The sequence below is a fragment of the Amycolatopsis endophytica genome (genome assembly GCF_013410405.1).
Lineage (GTDB): Bacteria > Actinomycetota > Actinomycetes > Mycobacteriales > Pseudonocardiaceae > Amycolatopsis_E > Amycolatopsis_E endophytica.
Window position 1 is genome coordinate 4,772,850 of sequence record NZ_JACCFK010000001.1, and the last position, 20,865, is coordinate 4,793,714.

Below are 20,865 nucleotides of genomic sequence, written 5' to 3' on the forward strand. Positions count from 1 at the left end.
TACCGCAGTGGTGGCGCTGAACGCGACGAAAGTGGCATGGGTGGTGCGGGCGGGGTCAGCGGCGGCGGCGTCTGCGGCTCTTCGGGGCGCCGCGGCCCTGCGAGGCGGGAGGCTTGCGGTTCCCGGCCGGGCGCTTGGTCTTCGGCTGCTTGGGCGCAGGCGGGCGGCCGCGGGTGCTGTTGACCGTGCGGCCGCGGACGATGCCGATGAAATGCTCCATCAGGTCGGTCGTCTCGTCCTCCGGCCAGGACAGCGCCACCCGCGACTGCGGCCCGCCGGTCAGGGGCCGGTAGGTGAGGTCGCGCCGGTGGTGCAGCCGGGCGAGCGACTGCGGCACCACCAGCACACCGACGCCCGCCGCGACGAGCTGGATCGCGTCGGCCGTGGTGGCCGGGCGGTCGAGCGCCGGGCGGCCCGGTGGGTGCTCCCAGTCGAGCGTGTCGTCGAGGGGGTGCAGCACGAGCTCGTCGGCCAGATCGCCGGTGGTCACCTCGTCGGCGGCCGCGACCAGGTGGTCCTTCGGCACGACGACCACCGTGGTCTCGGTGTACAGCGGGATGGCGTGCAGGCCCTCGCGGTCGGCAGACAGCCGCAGGAGCACCGCGTCGGCTTCCCCGTCACGCACCAGTCCGGTGGCCTCGGCGGCGGCGACCTGCACGAGGTGCAGCGGGATCTCCGGGGTGCGCTCCTGCCAGATCCGCACCCACTTGCCCGGCGTCACCCCCGGCACGTAACCGAGCGTGAAGGAAGGCGCTGCGTCCGGCTCTGTCACCACGCCAGGTTACCGGGCGTGACCGCGGTCGATACCCTGGTGGGCATGACGCCGCAGAAGACCCCTCAGACGATGAAGCCCGCGACGGCGGCGAAGAAGCTGGGCGTGTACCTCGAAGCGACCCCCGCGGAGTTCCGGGAGGGCGTCGTCTCGCGTGACGAGCTCAACGCCCTGCAGGCCGACCCGCCGGAGTGGCTGCGCGACCTGCGCCGCAACGGCCCGCACCCGCGGCAGGTCGTCGCCGCGAAGCTCGGGGTCTCCATCAGCGGGCTGGCCCGCGGCGGCATCACCGACCCCCTGACGACCGAGCAGATCGACGCGGTGAAGGCCGACAACCCCGAATGGCTGCAGCGGGAGCGCGCCACGCAGGCCGAGGTGCGCAAGGAAGCCGCGCGGTTGAAGAACCAGAAGTAGCGCCTACCGTCCCGGCCACCGCGCTGACCTCGTCCAGCGGCAGGAAGCTGGCCCCGGCGCCACCCGCGTACCGGCCCGTCCGTCGACCGGGCTCGTGCACGCCGCGACCAGACCCAGTGCGGTGACCAGCAACGTGGTCCGCGTCAGGGATGTTGGTGTGCTCACGGCGCGAGCGTGATCGGACCCGATGAAATCCCGGTGAAACGCCCGTTCACCGTCCGTGGGGAACTCCTAACCACCGGCTGCTCCGGCCCGCCGCTCCCATTCCGACCGTCGCCGTTGCAGCACTTCGACCAGTTCGCTGCGCCGCTCGGCCACCTCGTCGTGGCTGCCCATGATCCCCACGGCGGCCACGGTCTTCCCGTCCTCCACCACCGCGACCGACACGCCGTCGGCCTCGGTCGACGCTCCCGGCGCGGCGACGAGACCGTCGCGCTGGATGTGGGGCAGCTCGGCCAGGAAGTGGTCCACCCGGCCGGCCTCGCCGGGCGGCAGGGCGCTGATCTGGGTCCACAGGTCGCGCTTGTCCATCCCGGCGAGCAGGACCCAGCCGGTCGAGGTGCGGATCAACGACCGTCGCACGAAACCCTCGGCCAGGTAGGCGTAGCGCGGATCCGACGAGGCGTGGTCCACGTAGTAGAGGTCGCTGCCGACGACGATCGCGAGAACCGCGGTCATACCCGTTTCCTCGTGCAGCGCCAGGAGATCGTCGTGGGTGACGCTCGTGACCGTCGGTTTGCCCGCGAGGCGGATCAGCAGGAACGGCGCGGGCCCGAGGGTGTAGCGGCGGTCGCGCTCGTCCAGGTAGCCGGTCGCCACCAGGCCGTTCACCAGCCCCTGGATGGAACTCAGCGGCGCGTCCAGCTCGCGGGCGAACTCGGTCAGCGTCGTCCCGTGGTGCGAGCGGGCTGCCAGGTCGAGGATGGTCGACACCCGGTCGATCATGCGGTGCCGGGGCCTCGGGCGGCCATGCGGCGTGGGGTGCGTCGGCACGGCATCGGTGCTTTCTTGATCGGTTGCGCTCACGGAACCCTACACCGCACTAGGTTGCGTAAATACGTAGGAAGATGTCAATATACGTAGCATGAACATGCCGCTGGACGGAGTCGTCGTCGCCGACTTCAGCCGGGTGCTGGCCGGTCCGCTGGCGTCGATGACGCTGGCCGACCTGGGCGCGACCGTGGTCAAGGTCGAACGACCCGGCTCCGGCGACGACACCCGCGCGTGGGGACCACCCTGGACCGGTAACTCCAGCACGTACTTCGAATGCGCGAACCGGTCGAAGCGGTCGGTGGTCCTCGATCTGGACGACGACACCGACCTGGCGCTGGCCCGCGAGCTGGCCCGCCGCGCCGACGTCCTGGTGGAGAACTTCCGCGACGGCGCGCTCGCCAAGCGCGGGCTCGACTACGAGACCGTCCGGGCCGACAACGCGAAGATCGTCTACTGCTCGGTCACCGGCTTCGGCAGCACGGGTGGCGCGGCCCTGCCCGGCTACGACTTCCTCGTCCAGGCCATGGGCGGCCTGATGAGCATCACCGGCGACGAGGACGGCGACCCGGCGAAGGTGGGCGTCGCCGTCGTGGACGTCCTGACGGCCAAGGACGCCACGATCGGGATCCTCGCCGCGCTGCGCGCCCGCGAGACGACCGGCCGCGGACAGCGGGTCGAGGTCAACCTGCTGTCCAGCCTGCTCGGGTCACTGGCCAACCAGGCTTCGGCCTACCTCGCGACCGGCCGCGCGCCCCGCCGGATGGGCAACCTGCATCCGTCCATCGCACCCTACGAGACACTGCGCTGCCAGGACGCCGTGCTGGCGCTGGCCTGCGGCAACGACCGCCAGTTCCGCCGCCTCGCGGAAGTGCTCGGCGAGCCCGCGCTGGCCGCGGACGCCCGGTTCGCGACGAACGAGGCCCGCGTGCTCAACCGGCCCGCGCTGCGGAAAGCCCTCGAAGACCTGCTCCGGCGGGACACCGCGGGTGCGTGGAGCGCGCGCCTGACCGCGGCCGGGGTGCCCGCGGGCGAGGTCGGCGACCTCGGCGACGGCCTCCGGCTGGCGGACTCGCTCGGCCTGGACCCGGCCGTCGACGTCGGCGCGGCGCCACGCCAGGTCCGGCACCCGGTGACCTATTCGGACACCCCGGTCACCACCTACACGGCACCGCCCCGGCTGGGGCAACACAATGACGAGATCCGCCGCTGGCTCGCAGAGGAGACCCGATGAGCACCACCGCGAAACTGCCGCCGTTCGATCCGCGCGACCCCGCCGGGATCGCCGACCTGCTCAGCACCGACGAGAAGGACATCGCCGCCGCGGTCCGCCGGATGTGCCAGGACCGCGTCGACCCGTTCGTCGCCGGCTGGTTCGAGCAGGGCCGCATCGCCGACATCCGCGGCCTGGCCAAGGAACTCGGCTCGCTCGGCGTGCTCGGCATGCACCTGGAGGGCTACGGCTGCGCCGGGTTGAGCGCCACCCAGTACGGTCTGGCGTGCCTGGAGCTGGAGGCGACGGACTCCGGACTGCGCTCGCTGGTGTCGGTGCAGGGCTCGCTGGCGATGTTCGCGATCTGGCGATGGGGTTCGGAGGAGCAGAAGCAGCGGTGGCTGCCGTCGATGGCGGCGGGGGAGGCCATCGGCTGCTTCGGCCTGACCGAGCCCGACATCGGTTCCGACCCGGGCAGCATGCGCACGCGGGCGCGCCGTGACGGCTCGGACTGGGTGCTCGACGGCCGCAAGATGTGGATCACCAACGGCAGCGTCGCCGACGTCGCCGTGGTGTGGGCGCAGACCGAGGAGGGTGTGCGCGGGTTCGTCGTGCCCACGGACACGCCGGGCTTCTCGGCGCCGGAGATCAAGCACAAGCTGTCGCTGCGGGCGTCGGTGACGAGCGAACTGGTCCTGGACGGGGTGCGCCTGCCCGCCGATGCGGTGCTGCCCGAGGTGACCGGCCTGAAAGGCCCGCTGAGCTGCCTCAACGAGGCCCGGTTCGGCATCGTGTGGGGCGCGATGGGCGCGGCCCGGTCGTGCCTGCACGCGGCGATGGACTACGCGGGCGAGCGCACCCAGTTCGGCAAGCCGATCGCCGGCTTCCAGCTGACGCAGCAGAAACTCGTCGACATGAGCCTGGAGTACACCAAGGGTGTGCTGCTGGCGTTGCACCTGGGCCGCCGCAAGGACGCGGGCACGCTGCGGCCGGAGCAGGTGAGCCTCGGCAAACTCAACAACGTGCGGGAAGCGCTGGAAATCTGCCGCACGGCGCGCACCATCCTCGGCGCGAACGGGATTTCGCTGGAGTACCCGGTGATCCGGCACATGAACAACCTGGAGTCGGTGCTGACCTACGAGGGCACCGTCGAGATGCACACGCTGGTCCTCGGCCAGGCGATCACGGGCCACGCCGCCTTCCGGTGACCGGTGCTCCCGGCCCCCGGGCCCGCTATCCTTCCGGGCGTGGCAGGGCAGCCGGGAGATCAGGGGGACACGCTGCGGGCGCTGGCCGATTCGCACCTGCCGGTGGGTTATCTCGAGGAAATCGAGTGCCTCGTGGTCCGCACCGAGCGGCCGTGGGAGCTGCCGATCGACACCATCGTGGTCTCCGTGGGTGCCACCCTGGGGTATCTGGGGGAATCCATGATGGAGTGGTTGCCCTCCTGGCCGTTGAGATCGGCGCCGTTCGACCGGATCACGGCTGAGTCGCCCTATGTGATGGACCTGCCGAGGGCCACCGATGAAACCCGCTTGGTCCGAGCTGTCCTGGCCACGGCGCATGACGCCGGGCACGATGTGATGGCTAGTGCCGACATGGCGGGTGCCGCGACGTTCGCGGCGATTGACGCCGCGGTGCGGAGCGGCGCGACTGCCATCGGACTGCCGCTGCTGGGGACCGGACGGCTGGCATTGCCCCGCGCCGCGGTCGCTGACGCGGTGGTGTCCGCCGTTGCTCGAGTCCTTCGAACCCCGGTGGTGCGGGCGCGCCTGAGCCGTCTGGTGTTCTTCGACCGCCACACCGCGGGCGAGGAGGCGCTGCGGCAGTCCCTGGGCCGGGTGGTGGCGGACGCGCCGCACGGGATGGCGGACCTCGCGGGCGGGGTGTCGGCCGACCTCGTCGACCCGAATGCCGGCCTGCCGCTGAGCCGCGACCAGCTCGACTTCGCGCCGTACGTGTCGATGCTGGCCACCGTGATCGCCGACCGGCGGACTCCGCTGCCGCTGTCGGCCGGGATCTTCGGCGAATGGGGCTCCGGCAAGAGCTACTTCATGGCGTTGCTGCGCGGCGAGGTGGACCGGCTGGCGAGCTTCGGCGGGCCCGCCTATCACCGCGAGATCGTGCAGATCGGGTTCAACGCCTGGCACTACGCCGACACCAACCTGTGGGCGAGCCTGGGTGAGGAGATCTTCCGCCAGCTCGCCGGGCCCGAGCGCGACGAGGCCGGTCTGCTCCGTGCGGAACTCGCCGAGCGGCTGGAACAGCGCCGGGCGCTGGAACGGGAAATCGAGCAGGCGCGTGAGGCCGCGACGGCCCTGCAGACCGAGGTCGACCAGGCGCTGGGGGCGCGCCGCACCACCGCGGCCGATCTCGTGCGCGCCCTGCACCGGTCGCCCCGGTTCCGGGAAGAGACCGACGCCCTGTGGCGTGACCTGGGCGTCGACGACGAGATCGAGCGGGCCGGGCTGCTGCTCGCCGAGAGCGGCGAGGTCCGGGGGCACCTCAAGGACATCGGACGGACCGCGAAGGGACGCCGCGGTCAGATCGCCGCCGGGACCGCGCTGACCGTGCTGCTGGGGCTCGCCGCCGTCGCGGCCTTCGCCCCGGATGTGCGGGACTGGCTGGCCGCCGCGGGCACCGTGGCCGCCGCCGTTTCGACCTGGGGCCTGTGGCTCGCCGGACGGGCCCGCGCGGGACTCGCCAAACTCGGCGCGCTGAGCCAGGAACTGCGGTCCGGGCTCGACGACGTGGCGGGGGAGGAACCCGCTCTGGCCGCGAAGGTCGCCGCGCTGCGCCGTGCGGAAGCCGACCAGCGGGTCGCGCAGGCGCGGCTGGAGGACGTGGTCACGCGCGTCGGCGAACTCGGCACCCGCCTCGCCACGACGACTCCGGGTCACCGGCTCTACACCTTCCTCGCCGAGCGGGCCGGCTCCGGCGCCTACACCCGTCACCTCGGCCTGGTGTCCACCATCCGCAAGGACCTCACCGAACTGGTGCGGCTCATGGCGCAGTGGCGCGAGCATCCGGGTGGCGAGGCGCGGACGCCGATCGACCGCATCGTCCTCTACATCGATGACCTCGACCGGTGCAGCCCGCGGCAGGTGGTCGAGGTCATCGAAGCGGTGCACCTGCTGCTGGCCCTGGACCTGTTCGTCGTCGTCATCGGGGTGGACCCGCGGTGGCTGCTGCGGTCACTGTGCAGCCACTACGACGAAATCCTGGGCGGCGAGCAGGGCGTGACCCCCGAGGACTACCTGGAAAAGATCATCAACGTGCCGCTGGCCCTGCCCGGCATGTCCGGGGGAAGCCTGACACGGCTGTTGCGGTCGCTGGTGGACGACGAATCCCCGGCGCCGGACGCGCCGACGGTGCCGGAACCACGCACCGGAGCGGCACCGGCGATCACGGTCGAAGCGGGCTCGGAACTGGACCGCCGCCCCGCGGCCACGCCGCCGGCCCCGGTTCCGCTCACGGAGCCGGAGCTGCGGATTCTCACGGCGCTCGACCCGCTCGTGAAAACGCCACGCAAGGCCAAGCGCCTGTTCAACCTCTACCGGATGGTGCGCGCCACGCGGGACCTCTCCCCGGCGGCGCGGTTCCTCGGCGAAAACGACGACGACGGCGAGTACCAGGCCGTCGCGGTGCTCCTCGGCGTCGTGACCGGGTATGGGCCGCGGTACGAGGAGTTCGCCGCGAGCCTCGCCCGAGCGCCGGAGAGCACCACGTGGCCGGACTTCGTGGACGGCCTGCCCGAGATCCACAGTGGACTACGCGACCTGCCGGTGACGCTGCCGGACCTGTCGTGCTTCCGCCTGTGGGCGCCCCGCATCCGGCGCTTCTCCTACTTCCTCGGCGGCTAGAGCGTATGTCGACGTGGCTCGTAGCCGCGGTTTTGGTCCGGCCCCACTCACCGAGCGTGGACCTTCCCGCCGGGAATGCAGAACTCACGCGCGAGAGCGTGGAACTCGCCGACTGGAACGTGGGACTCGCCGACGGCACGCCGGGCCGAGCCACTCTGTCCCGGCTTGACGCGGTGTCCCGGCAACCGAAACGATGGACAGCGGTGCGGCCCACCACCACGATCGCGCCGTAGCGAAGCCGGCGCCCTCAGCCGCGCAGCGCAACAGCCGGCGTAGCGCCAGCCGCGCGTAGCGCACAACCCGCGTAGCGGCGCACCCGGCAGGAGAAGCCACACCCGAACGGCCGATCCGGCTTGGATACAGACCCTAGGTGTGATTGCTCAGCACCAGGGTGCCGGCGGCCATGAACATCCCGCCGTTGCCCAGCGCCACGCTGACCTCGGCGCCCGGCACCTGCGCGGCGGCCTGCCCGCGCAGCTGCCGCACCGACTCCTGCACCAGGAACATCCCGTACATGCCGGTGTGAGTGTAGGACAGGCCACCGCCGTTGGTGTTGAGCGGGAGCTCGCCGCCGGGAGCCGTGCGGCCTTCGGCGATGAACGCACCGGCCTCGCCGCGTCCGACGAACCCCATGTCCTCCAGGCCGTAGACCGGGACGTGCGCGAACGCGTCGTAGATCATCACGTGGTCGACGTCGGAGTGCGTGATCCCGGCCTCGGCGAACGCGTCCGCGCTGGACCGGCGGAACGCCGCGGACGTGGTGAAGTCCGCCATCTGCGAGATCAGCGGTGATTCGAACGTCTCGCCGGTACCGAGGATGTGCACCGGCGGCCGCGGCAGGTCACGGGCCCGCTCGGCGGAGGTGACGACCAGCGCGCCACCGCCGTCGGTGACCAGGCAGCACTCCAGCAGGTGCAGCGGGTAGGAGATCATCTTCGACGCGAGCACGTCCTCCACCGTGATCGGGTCGCGGTAGCGGGCGCGCGGGTTGCGCGAGGCCCATTCGCGCTGCACCACGGCGACCGACGCGAGCTGCTCGGCGGTCAGGCCGAACTCCTTCATGTACCGCAGCAGCGGGATGGTGAACATGCTCGGCGGGCCGGTCACCCCGTAGGGCGCCTCGAACTGGGCGTTGGGGCTCGACGCCGGGAACGCGCCCCGCGCCGCCCCGACCCGGGACCTGCCCGACTCGCCGTGCGTGATCAGCACCGTGCTCGCGTGCCCCGCGCGGATCGCCTCGACCGCATGCCGGACGTGCAGCAGGAACGACGTCCCGCCGACCCCGGTGCCGTCGATCCACCGCGGTGCGACGCCCAGCGCGTGCGCCACCATCACCGGCCCGGGCGAGGACACGCTGGCGATGCCGTCGATGTCGGACATCCGCAGGCCGGCGTCGGCGACGGCGTTGCGCGCCCCCTCCACGTGCAGGCGCAGCGTGGAATGGTGCGGCAGCACGCCGATCTCGTCGGTCTCGGCCGCGCCCGCGATCACCACGTCCGTCATCACGCCACCTCCACCGGGGTGAACTGGGGGATCGTCACGTCGCCGCGCTGTTCGAAGGTCACCCGCAGGTCCATGTCGAGCACCAGATTCCCGGGGGTGTTCTCGACGCCGACGATGTTGGTCATCATCCGGGGTCCTTCGGCCAGCTGCACCACCGCGATCGCATACGGCGCCTCGAATCCCGGCGCCGGGCGGTGCGTGATCGTGTAGGAGTACAGGGTCGCGCGTCCGCTGGTGGTGAACCACTCGAGGTCGGCGGAGGCGCAGAACGGGCAACACGGGCGTGGATGGAAGAACGGCCTGCCGCAGTCGAGGCAGCGCTGGATCCGCAGCTCGCCCCGCGCGGCGGCGTCGAAGAACGGTTGCGTTTCGGGTGTGGGCACCGGAACCGGTTTCACATCGCTCCTCTGTGGACTCAGCGGCGCAGCGCCGGGCCGAATGCCTGCTCGATCCGCGCGGCCAGGGTGTCGGGGTCCCAGGGGCCGGTGCCGAAGATCCGGCTGACCGGTTCCGGATTGGTGTAGAGCGCCACCTGGTAGCCGGCGGTATGCAGGATCCGTCCGGTGATCCAGCCGGACCCGGTGCCCGCCAGGTAGCCCACGAGCGGGGCGACGTTGTCCGGCGAATGCTCCTCGGAGGCGGGGGAACGGCGCCGCTCGCCGGGGATCGAGGCCGTCATGCGGGTGGCCGCGCCGGGGGAGACGGCGTTGACCGTGACGCCGTAACGGGCCAGCGCGTGCGCGCTGGAGTAGGTCAGCCCGACGATGCCCATCTTGGCCGCCGCGTAGTTGGGCTGACCGGGTGCGCCGTGCAGACCGGAGACCGAGGTGAAGTTGATGATCCGGTTCTGCGCGTCGCCGTCCCCGGCCGAGCGCCAGTGCGCCGCCGCGAACTTCGTGGTGTTGAAGGTGCCCTTGAGGTGCACCCGGATCACGTCGTCCCACTCGTGCTCGGCCATGTTGAACACCATCCGGTCCCGCAGGATGCCCGCCACGTTCACCAGCACGTCGAGCCTGCCGAACTCGGCGAGCGCGGTGCCGACGAGCTTCTCCGCGGCCCCGTGGTCGGAGACGTCGGAGGTGTCGGCGACGGCCTTGCCGCCCGCCGCCACGATCTCCTCGGCGATCAGGGCCGCGGGACCGCTGTCGGCGCCCGAACCGTCGAGCCGGGTGCCGAGATCGTTGACCACCACCTGCGCGCCCTCGCCCGCGAGCGATCGCGCCACCGCGGCGCCGATTCCCCTGCCCGCTCCGGTCACGATCGCGACCCGTCCGTCCAGGCGTCCCATGCCGTCCCGCCTTCCGCCGCACGTTTTAGAATGTGGTTCTGGAATTACCTTCGGCCCGGTCGCGGCGCTTGTCAAGGGTCTTGACAGTGGTGTCCGGGATGCCTCTAATAGACGAATCGAATTCTAATATTCGTGTCTGGTCCCACTCGGTCGTGAGGCATCCCGACGCGGCAACGGCGCCGCAGCGAGGAGGAAGGCACGTGCCCCTCAACCACGATGTGATCGGCCTGGAGTCCGAGCCCGCCGAGCGGAGCTGGACCAGCGCGGACACGCTGCTCTACGCGCTCGGGGTCGGCGCGGGCATGGACGATCCGGCCGGCGAGCTGGAGTTCACCACGGAAAACTCCGCCGGGGTCAGGCAACGGGTACTGCCCACGTTCGCGGTGCTCGCCGCGCAGGCGCCCGCCCGCCGCGACCTCGGCGACTTCGACCGGGCGATGCTGGTGCACGCCGAGCAGTCCTTCGAGCTGCACCGGCCGCTGCCGCCCGCGGGCACCGTCCACGTCACCACCACGGTGACCGGCGTCCACGACAAGGGATCCGGCGCGCTGGTGGTCAGCGAGGCGCGCGCGGTCGAACCCGGTTCGGGCGAAACCCTGGTGACCACGCGCAGTTCGGTCTTCATCCGCGGCGAGGGCGGCTTCGGCGGATCGCGGGGCCCGTCCGCGCGGTGGTCCCAGCCGTCGCGGCCGCCGGACCACCGGGTCACCTATCGCACGCGGCCCGAACAGGCGCTGCTGTACCGGCTTTCCGGGGACCGCAACCCGCTGCACTCCGACCCGAAGTTCGCGGCCAGGGCCGGGTTCGCGCGCCCGATCCTGCACGGCCTGTGCACCTACGGGGTCACCGGCCGGGCGCTGCTGCACACGCTCGCCGGGTCGGATCCGGCGCGCTTCGCCGGGATGTCCGGGCGGTTCAGCGCACCGGTGTTCCCCGGCGAGCCGCTCACCGTGTCGATGTGGTGCGACGGCGATACCGCGTTGTTCCGCACCACCAAGGAAGACGGCACCGTGGTGATCGACCGGGGCACCGCCACGGTCCGCCCCCGCTGACCCCGTTCACGCGCTTGAGTCCGGTTCACCCAGGGAAGGGGCCGTGCCATGAGGTTGTTGCCGATACGCGAGCTGACCGAGTATCCCACCGGCGGGCGCCGGATGCGGATCCTGACGATGGCCGTGCTCGCGATCCTGATCGGGTCCTACGAGGCGCAGATCGCGCCGGTGGTCCCGTTGCTGCTGAAGGACCTGCACATGTCGCTGGCCACCTACGGTCTGGTGTCGGCGGCGGGTGTGCTGGCGGGAGCGTTCGCCTCCGCGATCGGCGGCAGGCTGACCGATCACGTGGGACGCGTGCGCCTGCTGGTGCCGTTGATGTTCGCCACCGCGGTGTGCTGCTTCCTGATGGTCACGGTCCACTCGCCGACGCAGCTGCTGCTGGTGCGGATTCTGCTGTCCATCGTGGACGGCATGGCGATGGCGGGCACCGCGCCGCTGGTGCGGGACTTCTCGCCGCGGATGGGGCGGGCGCAGGCGTTCGGGTTCTGGACGTGGGGCCCGGTGGGCGCGAACTTCCTGGCCGCCGCGGTGGCCAGCGCGACGCTCCCGCTGTTCGATGACAACTGGCGTTCGCAGTTCGTGATCATGGGCGTGTTCTCGCTGGTGATCTCGGTGGTCATCATGTTCAACATCGCCGACCTCTCCCCGGAGCTGCGGGCGCGGATCCAGCAGACCGAGCAGCAGGCCATCGGCGCCGTGCGGCCGGGACCGGCGCGGGCGCGGGAGCTGTTCCGGCACCGCAACATCTGGGCCCACGTCGTCGGGATCTCGCTGTGGCTGGTCATCTACATGACGCTGTCGTTGTTCGGCCAGACGATGCTCGCCGAGGCGTTCGAGCTCAACGCCTCCACCGCGTCGGGCATCATGTCCGCGTTCTGGGTGCTGAACCTGCTCACGCTCGTGGTGATCGGGCGGGTGTCGGACCGGCTGCAGGTGCGCAAGCCGATCTGCGTCGCGGGCTCGATCGTGGCCGTGCTGGTGACCGGGTACCTGATCCTGCTGATGGGTGATCCCGGGGTGTCGCACGTGCACCTGATGATCACCGGCGCCCTGCTCGGCGGTTCGCTGGGCGTCGCATACGGGCCGTGGATGGCGAACTACTCCGAGGACGCCGAGGACATCGACCCCCGGCTGCAGGGCAGCGCGTGGGGTTTGTACGGCGCGTTGTCGAAGGTGATGGCCGTGGTGGTGTTGTTCGTGAGCCCGCACCTGGTGGAAGCTGCCGGGTGGCGCACCTGGCTCGGAGTGGCGGCCTTGTGCCTGCTGCTGTTCATCCCGGCGGCCTTCGCCTTCCACGGCCCGTGGCGGCCGCACCGCGGGCGTGCGGCGGTGGCGGCACAGTCCTTGGAGCGGGCGGGGAACTAGGGTTTCTCTCACCCTCGGAAAACCGCCGCCTTGCAACGGAAGCCGCGCTGCGGCACCAGTGGCGTTGAACGCTCCCGATGCCACATTGGTGGCGTTCAACGCCACCAACGCCAGATTGGGGAACGTCTGGATGCCCCGCCGATCCCGGCCGTCGCCCGGCAACGGAAGCCGAGACCCGAACTGCCCGGACCGCCCCCGCCCCTCATCCCCAGCCCGCTTCGGTCGCCGATCAGGCGGGTCAAGGTACTCTTTCCCGCCTTGACGCGTCTGCTCGGCGACTGGAACCCTCCGCGAGGAGGGGCGGGGGGCGGTCTGTGGTGACCGACTACCCGACGGCGGCGTGCCCAGCGGTCACCTCGCCGCCGGAAGCCCGGGTTCAAAGATCAAGGGATAGTCCTCGCCGGACGGGCTGGCTCCGGGATGACCAGGGGTTTCGCAGTCCGGCTCACCTCGGGTGGGTGGTCGCTGTGTGGTCATCCCGTCGCCTTCCGGTTTGTGCCTATCACCTTGAGCCAGGGCCGCAAGGTTGCGTAGCCGGCCGCCGGTGAGCAGAGAGGTTGCGGCCCTGGCGCAAGGTGATCGTCCGGTGTCAGGCGACGCGATGACCACCCAGCTCCGGGGTTACTGCAACTCGCTGGCGCTTGCCCTTGCCGCGTGCGGCGAGGGAAACCAGTACGGCCACCACCGAGGTCGCCGTCATCACGCCGATGGTGAGGCGGTATCCGGTCACCAGAGGGCCGACCTCACCGGGATGCAGGTGCGACAGGGTGCCCGCGAACACCGACGGGCGGATCGCCGCGGGCAGGGGGCTCGTCACCAGGGACAGCGCCAGCGCGGTGCTCATCACGACGCCCGTGTTCTGCACCATCAGGCGCATCGCGTTGACGATGCCCACTCGGTGCGGGGGCAGCTCGTCCAGTAGCGCGGTGGTGTTCGCGGGCATGAACATGCCGGAACCGGCACCCAGGAGAACCAGTGCGACGCCGATCGGGGCGTAGCTGCCGTCGGCGGACAGGAACACCAGCAGCACCACCAGGCCGACGGTGCCGGTGAAGGTGCCCAGTGCGGCCACCGCTCGGGCGCTCATCCGGGCCTGCAGTGGGCCCGCGCACGCCGAGGCGATCATCGCCGCGACCGACAGCGGCAGCACCTTCAACCCGGCCGACACCGGATCTTCCCCGTGCACCGCCTGGTAGAACAACGCGACCAGCAGCACCACGGCCATCCGCGCCACCGTGTTGAGGAACGACGCGAGCAGGCCGAGTGTGAACACCCGGTCGGTGAACAGTCGCACGTCCACCACCGGATGCGGGCTGCGCCGCTCGACGATCGCGAACACCGGGACCAGCACCGCGAACAACGCCACGCCGGTCAGCACCACCGGATCGCCCCAGCCGCGATCACCGGCCTGCGACAGCCCGAACAGCAGCCCGCCGAGCGACACCAGCACGAGCAGGTTGCCCGGAACGTCGATGCCGCGATCCCCGTCCGCGACGGCGGTCCGGCGCAACGTCACCGCGCCCCAGGCCAGGCACATCAGCCCGAGTGGCACGTTGAACCAGAACACCCACTGCCATCCGAACCGGTGCGTGAGAAAACCACCCAGCGTGGGGCCGATCAGCTGGGCCACCGAGAACGAGGCGATGTAGACACCCATGCCACGGCCGAGGTGACCGCGCGGGAACGCGTCGGTCAGGATGGCGGCGCTGTTGGTCAGCAGCATCGCCCCGCCCGCCGCCTGCGCGACCCGCAGCCCCACCAGCCACCACGCCCCGGGCGCGAACCCGAGCAGCAGGCTGGCGCCGGTGTAGGTCGCCAGGCCACACAGGTAGAGCGTGCGGCGCCCGAACAGGTCCGCGAGCCGTCCGAACACGACCATCAGCACGGTGTTGGCCAGCATGAACGACAACAGCATCCAGCTCGCCGCCGCGGTGCCCGCATGGAAGTGCCGCACCACCTCCGGCAGTGCCACGTTCAGCGAGCTGCTGCCCAGCGCGGTGAGGATGCTCGCCATGCTCACCACCGACAACGCCCGCCACGCGTACCGCAGCCGTTCCCGCTCGGACATGGGCACACCCCTCCCAATCCTAGAATCTCATTCGATCCTATGCACCCGTGCGCGGTTGCGGGACTCCCGCAAACGGGTTGATCAGGAGGGGGTTTCACCCCGGAAGGGGCACAAATGTCCTGTTTGGACGCGCTCAGACGTCGAGCGGGTTGATCCGCCGGATGAGCACGATCGCGGCGTCGGTGATCCGGTTGGCCTCACGCTTGGACGACGACGTCGCGATTTCGCGTCCCGCCTCGCCGATGATGCTGGTCAGCACCGCCACCGTGAGCCGGTCGACCGAGCTGGTGCCCTTGCCGAGCAGTACCGCGTTCTGCCGTACCCATTCCCGGCCGCGGGTGCGGCGCATCAGCTCGAACCCGGGCGGGGCGTCGCCGTCCATGAACAGCCGGGACAGGTCTCGCCGCTGCCACGATCCGTCGAGGAACGCCCGCGCGCCGACGATGAACAGGTCGAGCGGGTCCTCCTCGCCGCCCGCCCGCGCCTTCGCCACCGCGGCCGCCGCCGCGTGCTCGTGCGCGGTCTGGTGGTCCTCCCACAGTGCCAGGAACAGCTCGGTCTTGCCGCCGAAATGGTGGTAGAGGCTGCCGACGCTGGACTCGGCCCGCCGCACCACCTCGGCGATGCTCGCCTCGGCGAAGCCCTGCTCGCAGAACACCTCGCGCGCGGCGGCGAGCATCACCCGCCGCGTCTCCGCGGTCCGGCTCCACTGCCAGGCGTTGCCGCTCGACTTCCGTGGCATGCGCGCCTCCTCGCTGTTCCCGACGATGATAGTCCGGTTCGGGTGATGGTCTTGACACCGCGGCGCCGCGGGGACCAATCTGACTCTATTCCTAGAGTTCGGTTCTAGAAATCTCTCAGCGCAGAGAGGACTCCGTCCATGGTCGACTTCTCGCTCTCCACCGAAGAACGACAGATCCGTGACACCGTGCGCACGTTCGTCGACCGCGAGGTGGTGCCGCTCGAACAGGAGGTGCTGCGCAATGAGCGCGCCGGGCGGCCCGGCCTGGACGCCGACGTGCTCAAGGAGCTGCGCGCCAAGGCCCGGCGGGCCGGTTTCTGGGGCGTCAACACGCCCGAGGAGTACGGCGGGATGAACCTGGGCGCGGTGATGGCCGCGATCGTGGCCATGGAGACCGGGCGCACGTTCGTCCCGTTCAGCTTCGGCGGTACCGCGGACAACATCCTCTACTTCGCCAATGAGGACCAGAAGCAGCGCTACCTCGTGCCCACCATCGAGGGCGAGCGGCGGTCGTGCTTCGCCATCACCGAACCCGGCGCCGGGTCGGATGCCCGCAACATCCGCACCCGCGCCGTGCGCGACGGGAGCGACTGGGTGATCAACGGCGAGAAGGTCTTCATCACCGGTGGCAACGAGGCCGACTTCGTCATGGTGTTCGCGGTGACGGACCCCGACAAGGGCGCGAACGGCGGCGTCACCTGCTTCCTGGCCGACCGCGACATGGGCTGGAAGTCCGAGCCGATCCCGACGATGGGCCAGTGGGGCCCGGCCGCACTGGTGTTCGACGACGTGCGGGTGCCCGCGGAGAACGTGCTCGGCGAGGTCGGCCACGGCTTCGACCTCGCGATGCGGTGGATCGGCCAGGGCCGCTACCTCATCCCGGCGCGGGCGATCGGCGCGGCGGAACGGATGTTGAAGATGGCGATCGACTACGCGAACATCCGGCAGTCGATGGGCCACCTGATCGCCGAGTACCAGGCCATCCAGTGGCAGATCGCGGACTCGCAGGTGGAGATCGAGGCGACCAAATGGCTCACGCTGTACGCGGCGTGGCGCGTGGAAAGCGGCATGGACGCCCGTCATGCCTCCTCGATCGCCAAGCTCAACGGCGCGTTGATGGCCAACCAGGTGGTCGACCGGGTGCTGCAGATCCACGGCGGGATGGGGTACACGAAGGAGCTGCCGATCGAGCGGTGGTACCGGGAGCTGCGCTTGCTGCGGATCTTCGAGGGCACCGACGAGATCCAGCGCCGGACCATCGCGCGGAACCTGCTCAAGGGCCACGCGCGGCTCGGCGGGATCGGGGAGTGACCGCATGACGCGATCGCTGCGCGAGCTGTTCCGTCCGGCCTCCATCGCGCTGGTCGGCGCCACCGACAAGTCCGGCTGGTCACTGTCCACTTTCGACAACCTGCGCAATCACCTGTTCGCGGGCAAGGTCTACCTGGTCAACCCGCGCACGGAGGTGGTGCACGGCGAGCCCGCGCACCGGAGCCTGTCGGCCATCGGGGAACCGGTCGACCTGGTCTATGTCATGGTGCCCACGACCGCGGTGCTGTCGGTGCTGCGGGAGGGCGCGGAACTGGGAATCCGCAACTACGTGGTGCTCACCGCCGGGTTCGGCGAGACCGGCCCGGCGGGCAAGCGGCTGGAGGACGAGGTCGTGGCGTTCGCGACCGAGCACGGCCTGACCGTCCTCGGGCCGAACGGCAACGGCTACATCAACGCCGCCGGCTCCACCACTCCGTACGGGCTGCCGATCCCGGCGCCGCTGCTGTCCGGGCCCGTCGGGGTCGTGTTGCAGAGCGGTGCGCTGGCCAGCTCCGTGCTGGCGTTCGCGCAGGCACGCAACGTCGGGCTGAGCCTGCTGACCTCGATGGGCAACGAGGCGATGGTCTCGGTCACCGACGTCATGTCCTACCTGGTGGACGATCCGGACACGTCGGTGATCGCGTTGTTCCTGGAGTCGGTGCGGCATCCGGAGGAGTTCGCGCGGGTGTGCCGCCGCGCGGCGCGGGCGGGCAAACCGGTCGTGGCGCTCAAGATCGGCACCAGCGCGCTCGCGTCGAACACCGCGCAGGCGCACACCGGCGCGCTGGTGGGCGACGACCGGGTGATCGACGCCGCGTTCCGCCGTCTCGGTGTGGTGCGGGTGCACTCGCTGGAGGACCTGATCATCACCGCCGGGTTGTTCGCCGAGGTGCGGCGGGTCGGCGGACCGCGGCTCGGGGTGGTCACGCCTTCCGGTGGCGCGTCGGAGATCATCGCGGACCGGGCCGAGCAGGAGGGCCTGGAACTGCCCGCGTTCGCGCCGGAGACGGTCGACCGGCTGGAGGCGATCGTGCCGGACTTCGCGACCGTGCAGAACCCGCTGGACGTCACCGGGTACGTGGTGGTCGACCGGACCCTGCTGGGCCGTGCGCTGGAGGTGGTGGCCGACGATCCCGGCATCGACGCGGTGCTGCTGCTCAACGATCTGCCGCGCGTGACCCCGGCCGATCCGTCGGTGACGCTCACGGTCGCGGGCGCGACCGCCGAGCGGATCCGGCGGGCGCGGGTGCCGGTGGTGGTGGTCAGCAACGTGCTCGCGGACATCACCGAATTCGGCCGCTATGTGCAGGGGCAGACCGGGTTCCCGTACGTGGCGGGCGGCATCGAGCACGGGATGACCGCGATCGGAAACGTGGTGCGGTGGTCGGCGAACGTGGTGACCGAGCCGCCCGGGTCACTGTCGCCGCTGCCGGTGGCCGCGGTGCCGGGCGAGGTGTGGGCCGAGCACCGTGCGGCGCGTTTCCTGGCCGGGCACGGGATCCCTGTGGTACCCGCCGAGCAGGCCGCGGATGAGGCGGAAGCGGTCGCCGCGGCCGGGCGGTTCGGCTATCCGGTGGTGCTCAAGGCGGCCGCCGAGGGCCTGGGGCACAAGAGCGACCTCGGTGGAGTGCGGCTGGACCTGACCGGCCCGGACGACGTGCGAGCGGCGCACCGCGAGGTGATCGGCGCGTTGTCGGCACACGGGATCACCGGGGCGGCCACCCTGGTGCAGCCGCAGCGGCGGGGCGGGGTGGAGCTGCTCGTCGGCGTGGTGCGCGATCCCGCGTGGGGACTGACCCTGGCGGTCGGCCTGGGCGGGGTGTGGGTGGAGGTGCTGCGCGACAGCGCGTTGCGGCTGCTGCCGGTGACCCCGGACGACGTGCGCGGCGCGCTGGCCGAACTCCGCGGCCACGGCCTGCTGACCGGCGCGCGCGGCACCCGGCCGGCCGATCTGCGGCGGTTGTCGGAGGTCATCGCCTCGATCGGTGACCTGGCGCTGCGGCTCGGACCGGGGCTGGCCGCGCTGGAGGTCAACCCGCTGCTGGTGAACGGGCCGGAGGTGGAGGCGCTGGACGCGCTGATCACCTGGTCCTGGGGACACCACCGCCGCCGCGGTCCGTCCAAGGGGCGCGGCGGCTGGTGGGTCGTGGTGGAGGAGACCAGGGGCATGGGTGCGGGCCCGGAGTGAAAGGTCTCGCTCACCCAGCGCGTCGGCGACCGGGACGCGGCGCGGGCCGAAGCCCTGCGGCTGCTGATCGTTCGACGGTCACCGGCCCTCGCTCCGCAGGGTTCCGGTCGCGGTCCGGCGTCCGTGGATGTCGCGCACCGCGGTCGCCGTTTCGCCGCTGCCCTCCTCGGCGCGGGCGATCAGGCCCTGGTGGTCGAACAGCGGCGAGACCAGCCGGTAGTCCAGCACCTGGTCGCCGCCGCAGCCGGCGGCGCGCGCGGCCTCGGCCATCGCGAGCGCCTGCAGCGGGCCGTGCGTCAGCAGCCCCGGATACCCCTCGACGTCGCGCGCGTAGTCGCGGTCGTAGTGGATCCGGTGCGCGTTGTAGGTCAGGGCGGAAAACCGGAACAGCAGCGTCGGCGACACGTCGAGCGCCCAGTCTCCGTCGGCGGCCGGGACGATCGGCGCACCCTCCGGCGCGGTCGGGTTCGCGGAGGACGCCGGCCGGTAGACGATGTCCTGCCGCTCCTCGACCACGACGTGCCCGCCCTGCTCGATCAGGTGCTCGACCGCGACGAACGTCAGCGGCCCGGACCGGCCCTGCTTCTCCTGCACCGAACGCACTCGCGTGCGCCGCGTCGCGCGTTCACCGCAGCGCAGGGCACCGCGTGCGCGCACCTGGCCGCCCGCCCACATGCGGCGGCGGTCCGGGCCCGGGGGAGCGGGCACGCAGTGCCGCACCGGGTGCCCGTCCGGGCCCAGGTCGGCCTGCGCGGGGTGGTCGAGCAGGTAGAACCAGTGCCACAGCAGGGGAAGTCCCTCGCCGCGGTCGAGATCCGGCACCGGGACGTCCAGCAGAGCACCCAGTGCCTTCGCGGGCCCGGGGAGGAGAAGTTCGGTGCGCTGGACGACCTCGCCGGACGGCCCGGGGTGCGACACGACCTTCTCCTCAGATGCGGTGGCGCTGGACGAGTTGCCTGGCGATGACGTTGCGCTGGATCTCGTTGGTGCCTTCGCCGACGATCATCAGGGGCGCGTCGCGGAAGTAGCGCTCCACATCGAACTCCGTCGAATATCCGTAGCCACCGTGGATGCGCACGGCGTTCAGCGCGATCTCCATCGCGGTTTCGGAGGCGAACAGCTTGGCCATCCCGCATTCCAGGTCCGCGCGGTCCCCGGAGTCGTAGCGGCGCGCGGCGTGGTGCACCAGCTGACGGGCGGCTTCGAGTTTCGTGGCCATGTCGGCGAGGTAGTTGCCGATGGACTGGTGCTGCCAGATCGGCTTGCCGAAGGTCTCCCGTTCCTGGGCGTAGCGCAGGGAATCCTCCAGTGCCGCGCGCCCGACGCCGAGCGCGCGGGCGGCGACCTGGATGCGGCCGATTTCCAGGCCGCGCATCATCTGCCCGAAACCGCGGCCCTCCTCGCCGCCCAGCAGCGCCGTCCCGGGCACCCGCACCTCGTCGAAGGACAGCTCGCAGCTCTCCACACCCTGGTAGCCCAGCTTCGGCAGGTCGCGCGAGACGGAGAATCCGGGAACCTTCTCGACCAGCAGCACGCTGATGCCCTTGTGCGGAGGGTCGGTGTGCGGATCGGTTTTGCACAGCAGTGCCACGAGATCCGAGCGGCGGGCGTTGGTGATCCACGTCTTCGACCCGTTGATCACGTAGGAGTCGCCGTCGCGGCGGGCGTGCGTGCGCAGTGCCTGCAGGTCGGAACCACCGCCCGGTTCGGTCAGCGCCATCGTGGCGCGCACCTCACCGGTGGCCATCCGGGGCAGGTACTTCTCCTGCTGCTCCGGTGTCCCGTAGGTGACCAGGAGCTTGGCCACCACGGTGTGCCCGCCCATCGCCCCGGCCAGGCTCATCCAGCCCCGCGCGAGTTCCTCGGTGACGGCGGCATAGCACTGCGCGGAGACGGCCGTGCCGCCCCACGGCCCGGGGATCGCCAGACCGAAGATGCCCATCCGCTTCATCTGCTCGATGAGCTTCTCCGGGTAGGTGTTGCCGTGCTCCAGCTCTCGCGCGACCGGCCGCACCTCACGGTCGACCCAGTCACCCGCCACCGCCACGATCGCGGCCTCTTCGTCACTCAACCCGTCCATCGGGTGTCCTCCC

Annotated in this window: 17 protein-coding genes; 8 read left to right on the forward strand and 9 right to left on the reverse strand. The window is 71.1% G+C overall.

Annotated features, from left to right (window positions below):
* Window positions 1-55 precede the first annotated feature (55 nt).
* Window positions 56-772 carry a LysR substrate-binding domain-containing protein gene (locus HNR02_RS23560; RefSeq protein WP_179775290.1) on the reverse strand — a complete coding sequence of 239 codons (717 nt, stop codon included), beginning with the start codon at window positions 770-772 and terminating at the stop codon, window positions 56-58.
* Between the two features lie 45 nt (window positions 773-817).
* On the opposite strand from HNR02_RS23560, the gene HNR02_RS23565 reads away from it, so the two are divergent.
* Complete coding sequence (locus tag HNR02_RS23565; protein ID WP_179776089.1) at window positions 818-1,186, forward strand: DUF5997 family protein; 369 nt, start codon at window positions 818-820, stop codon at window positions 1,184-1,186.
* A 231-nt stretch (window positions 1,187-1,417) separates the two neighbouring features.
* On the opposite strand, the gene HNR02_RS23570 is transcribed toward HNR02_RS23565, so the two are convergent.
* Window positions 1,418-2,119 (reverse strand): IclR family transcriptional regulator, encoded by a 702-nt coding sequence (locus HNR02_RS23570; protein WP_312861108.1) that lies wholly within the window; start codon window positions 2,117-2,119, stop codon window positions 1,418-1,420.
* A 151-nt stretch (window positions 2,120-2,270) separates the two neighbouring features.
* On the opposite strand from HNR02_RS23570, the gene HNR02_RS23575 reads away from it, so the two are divergent.
* From HNR02_RS23575 to HNR02_RS23585, 3 genes are read left to right on the forward strand one after another with little or no spacing between them, the layout of a single operon-like run.
* Window positions 2,271-3,410: a CaiB/BaiF CoA transferase family protein gene (locus HNR02_RS23575; RefSeq protein ID WP_179775291.1), complete on the forward strand. Its 1,140-nt coding sequence runs from the start codon at window positions 2,271-2,273 to the stop codon at window positions 3,408-3,410.
* Window positions 3,407-4,597 carry an acyl-CoA dehydrogenase family protein gene (locus HNR02_RS23580; RefSeq protein ID WP_179775292.1) on the forward strand — a complete coding sequence of 397 codons (1,191 nt, stop codon included), beginning with the start codon at window positions 3,407-3,409 and terminating at the stop codon, window positions 4,595-4,597. Before HNR02_RS23575 ends, HNR02_RS23580 begins: the two co-directional genes overlap by 4 nt.
* 39 nt (window positions 4,598-4,636) lie before the next feature.
* The gene (locus HNR02_RS23585; protein WP_179775293.1) at window positions 4,637-7,252 is read left to right on the forward strand and encodes a P-loop NTPase fold protein; all 2,616 of its coding nucleotides are present in this window, start codon (window positions 4,637-4,639) and stop codon (window positions 7,250-7,252) included.
* Window positions 7,253-7,618: 366 nt separating this feature from the next.
* Here HNR02_RS23585 and HNR02_RS23590 read toward each other — a convergent pair whose 3' ends face one another.
* From HNR02_RS23590 to HNR02_RS23600, 3 genes are read right to left on the reverse strand one after another with little or no spacing between them, the layout of a single operon-like run.
* Window positions 7,619-8,755, reverse strand: coding sequence for a thiolase C-terminal domain-containing protein (locus HNR02_RS23590; RefSeq protein ID WP_179775294.1), 1,137 nt, complete (start codon window positions 8,753-8,755; stop codon window positions 7,619-7,621).
* Entirely contained in the window at window positions 8,755-9,138 is a 384-nt protein-coding gene (locus HNR02_RS23595; protein ID WP_312861109.1) for a Zn-ribbon domain-containing OB-fold protein, read from the reverse strand. The genes HNR02_RS23590 and HNR02_RS23595 overlap by 1 nt, the downstream gene beginning before the upstream one ends.
* Window positions 9,139-9,170: 32 nt before the next feature.
* The gene (locus HNR02_RS23600) at window positions 9,171-10,043 is read right to left on the reverse strand and encodes an SDR family NAD(P)-dependent oxidoreductase (RefSeq protein WP_179775296.1); all 873 of its coding nucleotides are present in this window, start codon (window positions 10,041-10,043) and stop codon (window positions 9,171-9,173) included.
* Window positions 10,044-10,243: 200 nt separating this feature from the next.
* Between HNR02_RS23600 and HNR02_RS23605 the strand changes: the two genes are divergently transcribed.
* Both HNR02_RS23605 and HNR02_RS23610 read left to right on the forward strand, forming a co-directional pair.
* Window positions 10,244-11,095 carry a MaoC family dehydratase gene (locus HNR02_RS23605; protein ID WP_179775297.1) on the forward strand — a complete coding sequence of 284 codons (852 nt, stop codon included), beginning with the start codon at window positions 10,244-10,246 and terminating at the stop codon, window positions 11,093-11,095.
* Window positions 11,096-11,143: 48 nt separating this feature from the next.
* Window positions 11,144-12,463: an MFS transporter gene (locus tag HNR02_RS23610; RefSeq protein ID WP_179775298.1), complete on the forward strand. Its 1,320-nt coding sequence runs from the start codon at window positions 11,144-11,146 to the stop codon at window positions 12,461-12,463.
* A 589-nt stretch (window positions 12,464-13,052) separates the two neighbouring features.
* Here the strand turns inward: HNR02_RS23610 and HNR02_RS23615 are convergent.
* Together HNR02_RS23615 and HNR02_RS23620 are read right to left on the reverse strand one after the other, a co-directional pair.
* Window positions 13,053-14,531, reverse strand: a complete 1,479-nt coding sequence (locus HNR02_RS23615; RefSeq protein ID WP_179775299.1) for an MFS transporter — start codon at window positions 14,529-14,531, stop codon at window positions 13,053-13,055.
* A gap of 133 nt (window positions 14,532-14,664) precedes the next feature.
* Window positions 14,665-15,273, reverse strand: a complete 609-nt coding sequence (locus tag HNR02_RS23620) for a TetR/AcrR family transcriptional regulator (protein WP_179775300.1) — start codon at window positions 15,271-15,273, stop codon at window positions 14,665-14,667.
* A gap of 138 nt (window positions 15,274-15,411) precedes the next feature.
* Here HNR02_RS23620 and HNR02_RS23625 point away from each other — a divergent pair, with 138 nt between their 5' ends.
* Complete coding sequence (locus tag HNR02_RS23625) at window positions 15,412-16,584, forward strand: acyl-CoA dehydrogenase family protein (protein WP_179775301.1); 1,173 nt, start codon at window positions 15,412-15,414, stop codon at window positions 16,582-16,584.
* 4 nt (window positions 16,585-16,588) lie between these two features.
* Entirely contained in the window at window positions 16,589-18,772 is a 2,184-nt protein-coding gene (locus HNR02_RS23630; RefSeq protein WP_179775302.1) for an acetate--CoA ligase family protein, read from the forward strand.
* A 78-nt stretch (window positions 18,773-18,850) separates the two neighbouring features.
* Here HNR02_RS23630 and HNR02_RS23635 read toward each other — a convergent pair whose 3' ends face one another.
* Both HNR02_RS23635 and HNR02_RS23640 read right to left on the reverse strand, forming a co-directional pair.
* Window positions 18,851-19,690, reverse strand: a complete 840-nt coding sequence (locus HNR02_RS23635; RefSeq protein ID WP_179775303.1) for an HTD2 family dehydratase — start codon at window positions 19,688-19,690, stop codon at window positions 18,851-18,853.
* Window positions 19,691-19,700: 10 nt separating this feature from the next.
* Window positions 19,701-20,852, reverse strand: coding sequence for an acyl-CoA dehydrogenase family protein (locus HNR02_RS23640; protein ID WP_179775304.1), 1,152 nt, complete (start codon window positions 20,850-20,852; stop codon window positions 19,701-19,703).
* Window positions 20,853-20,865 lie beyond the last annotated feature (13 nt).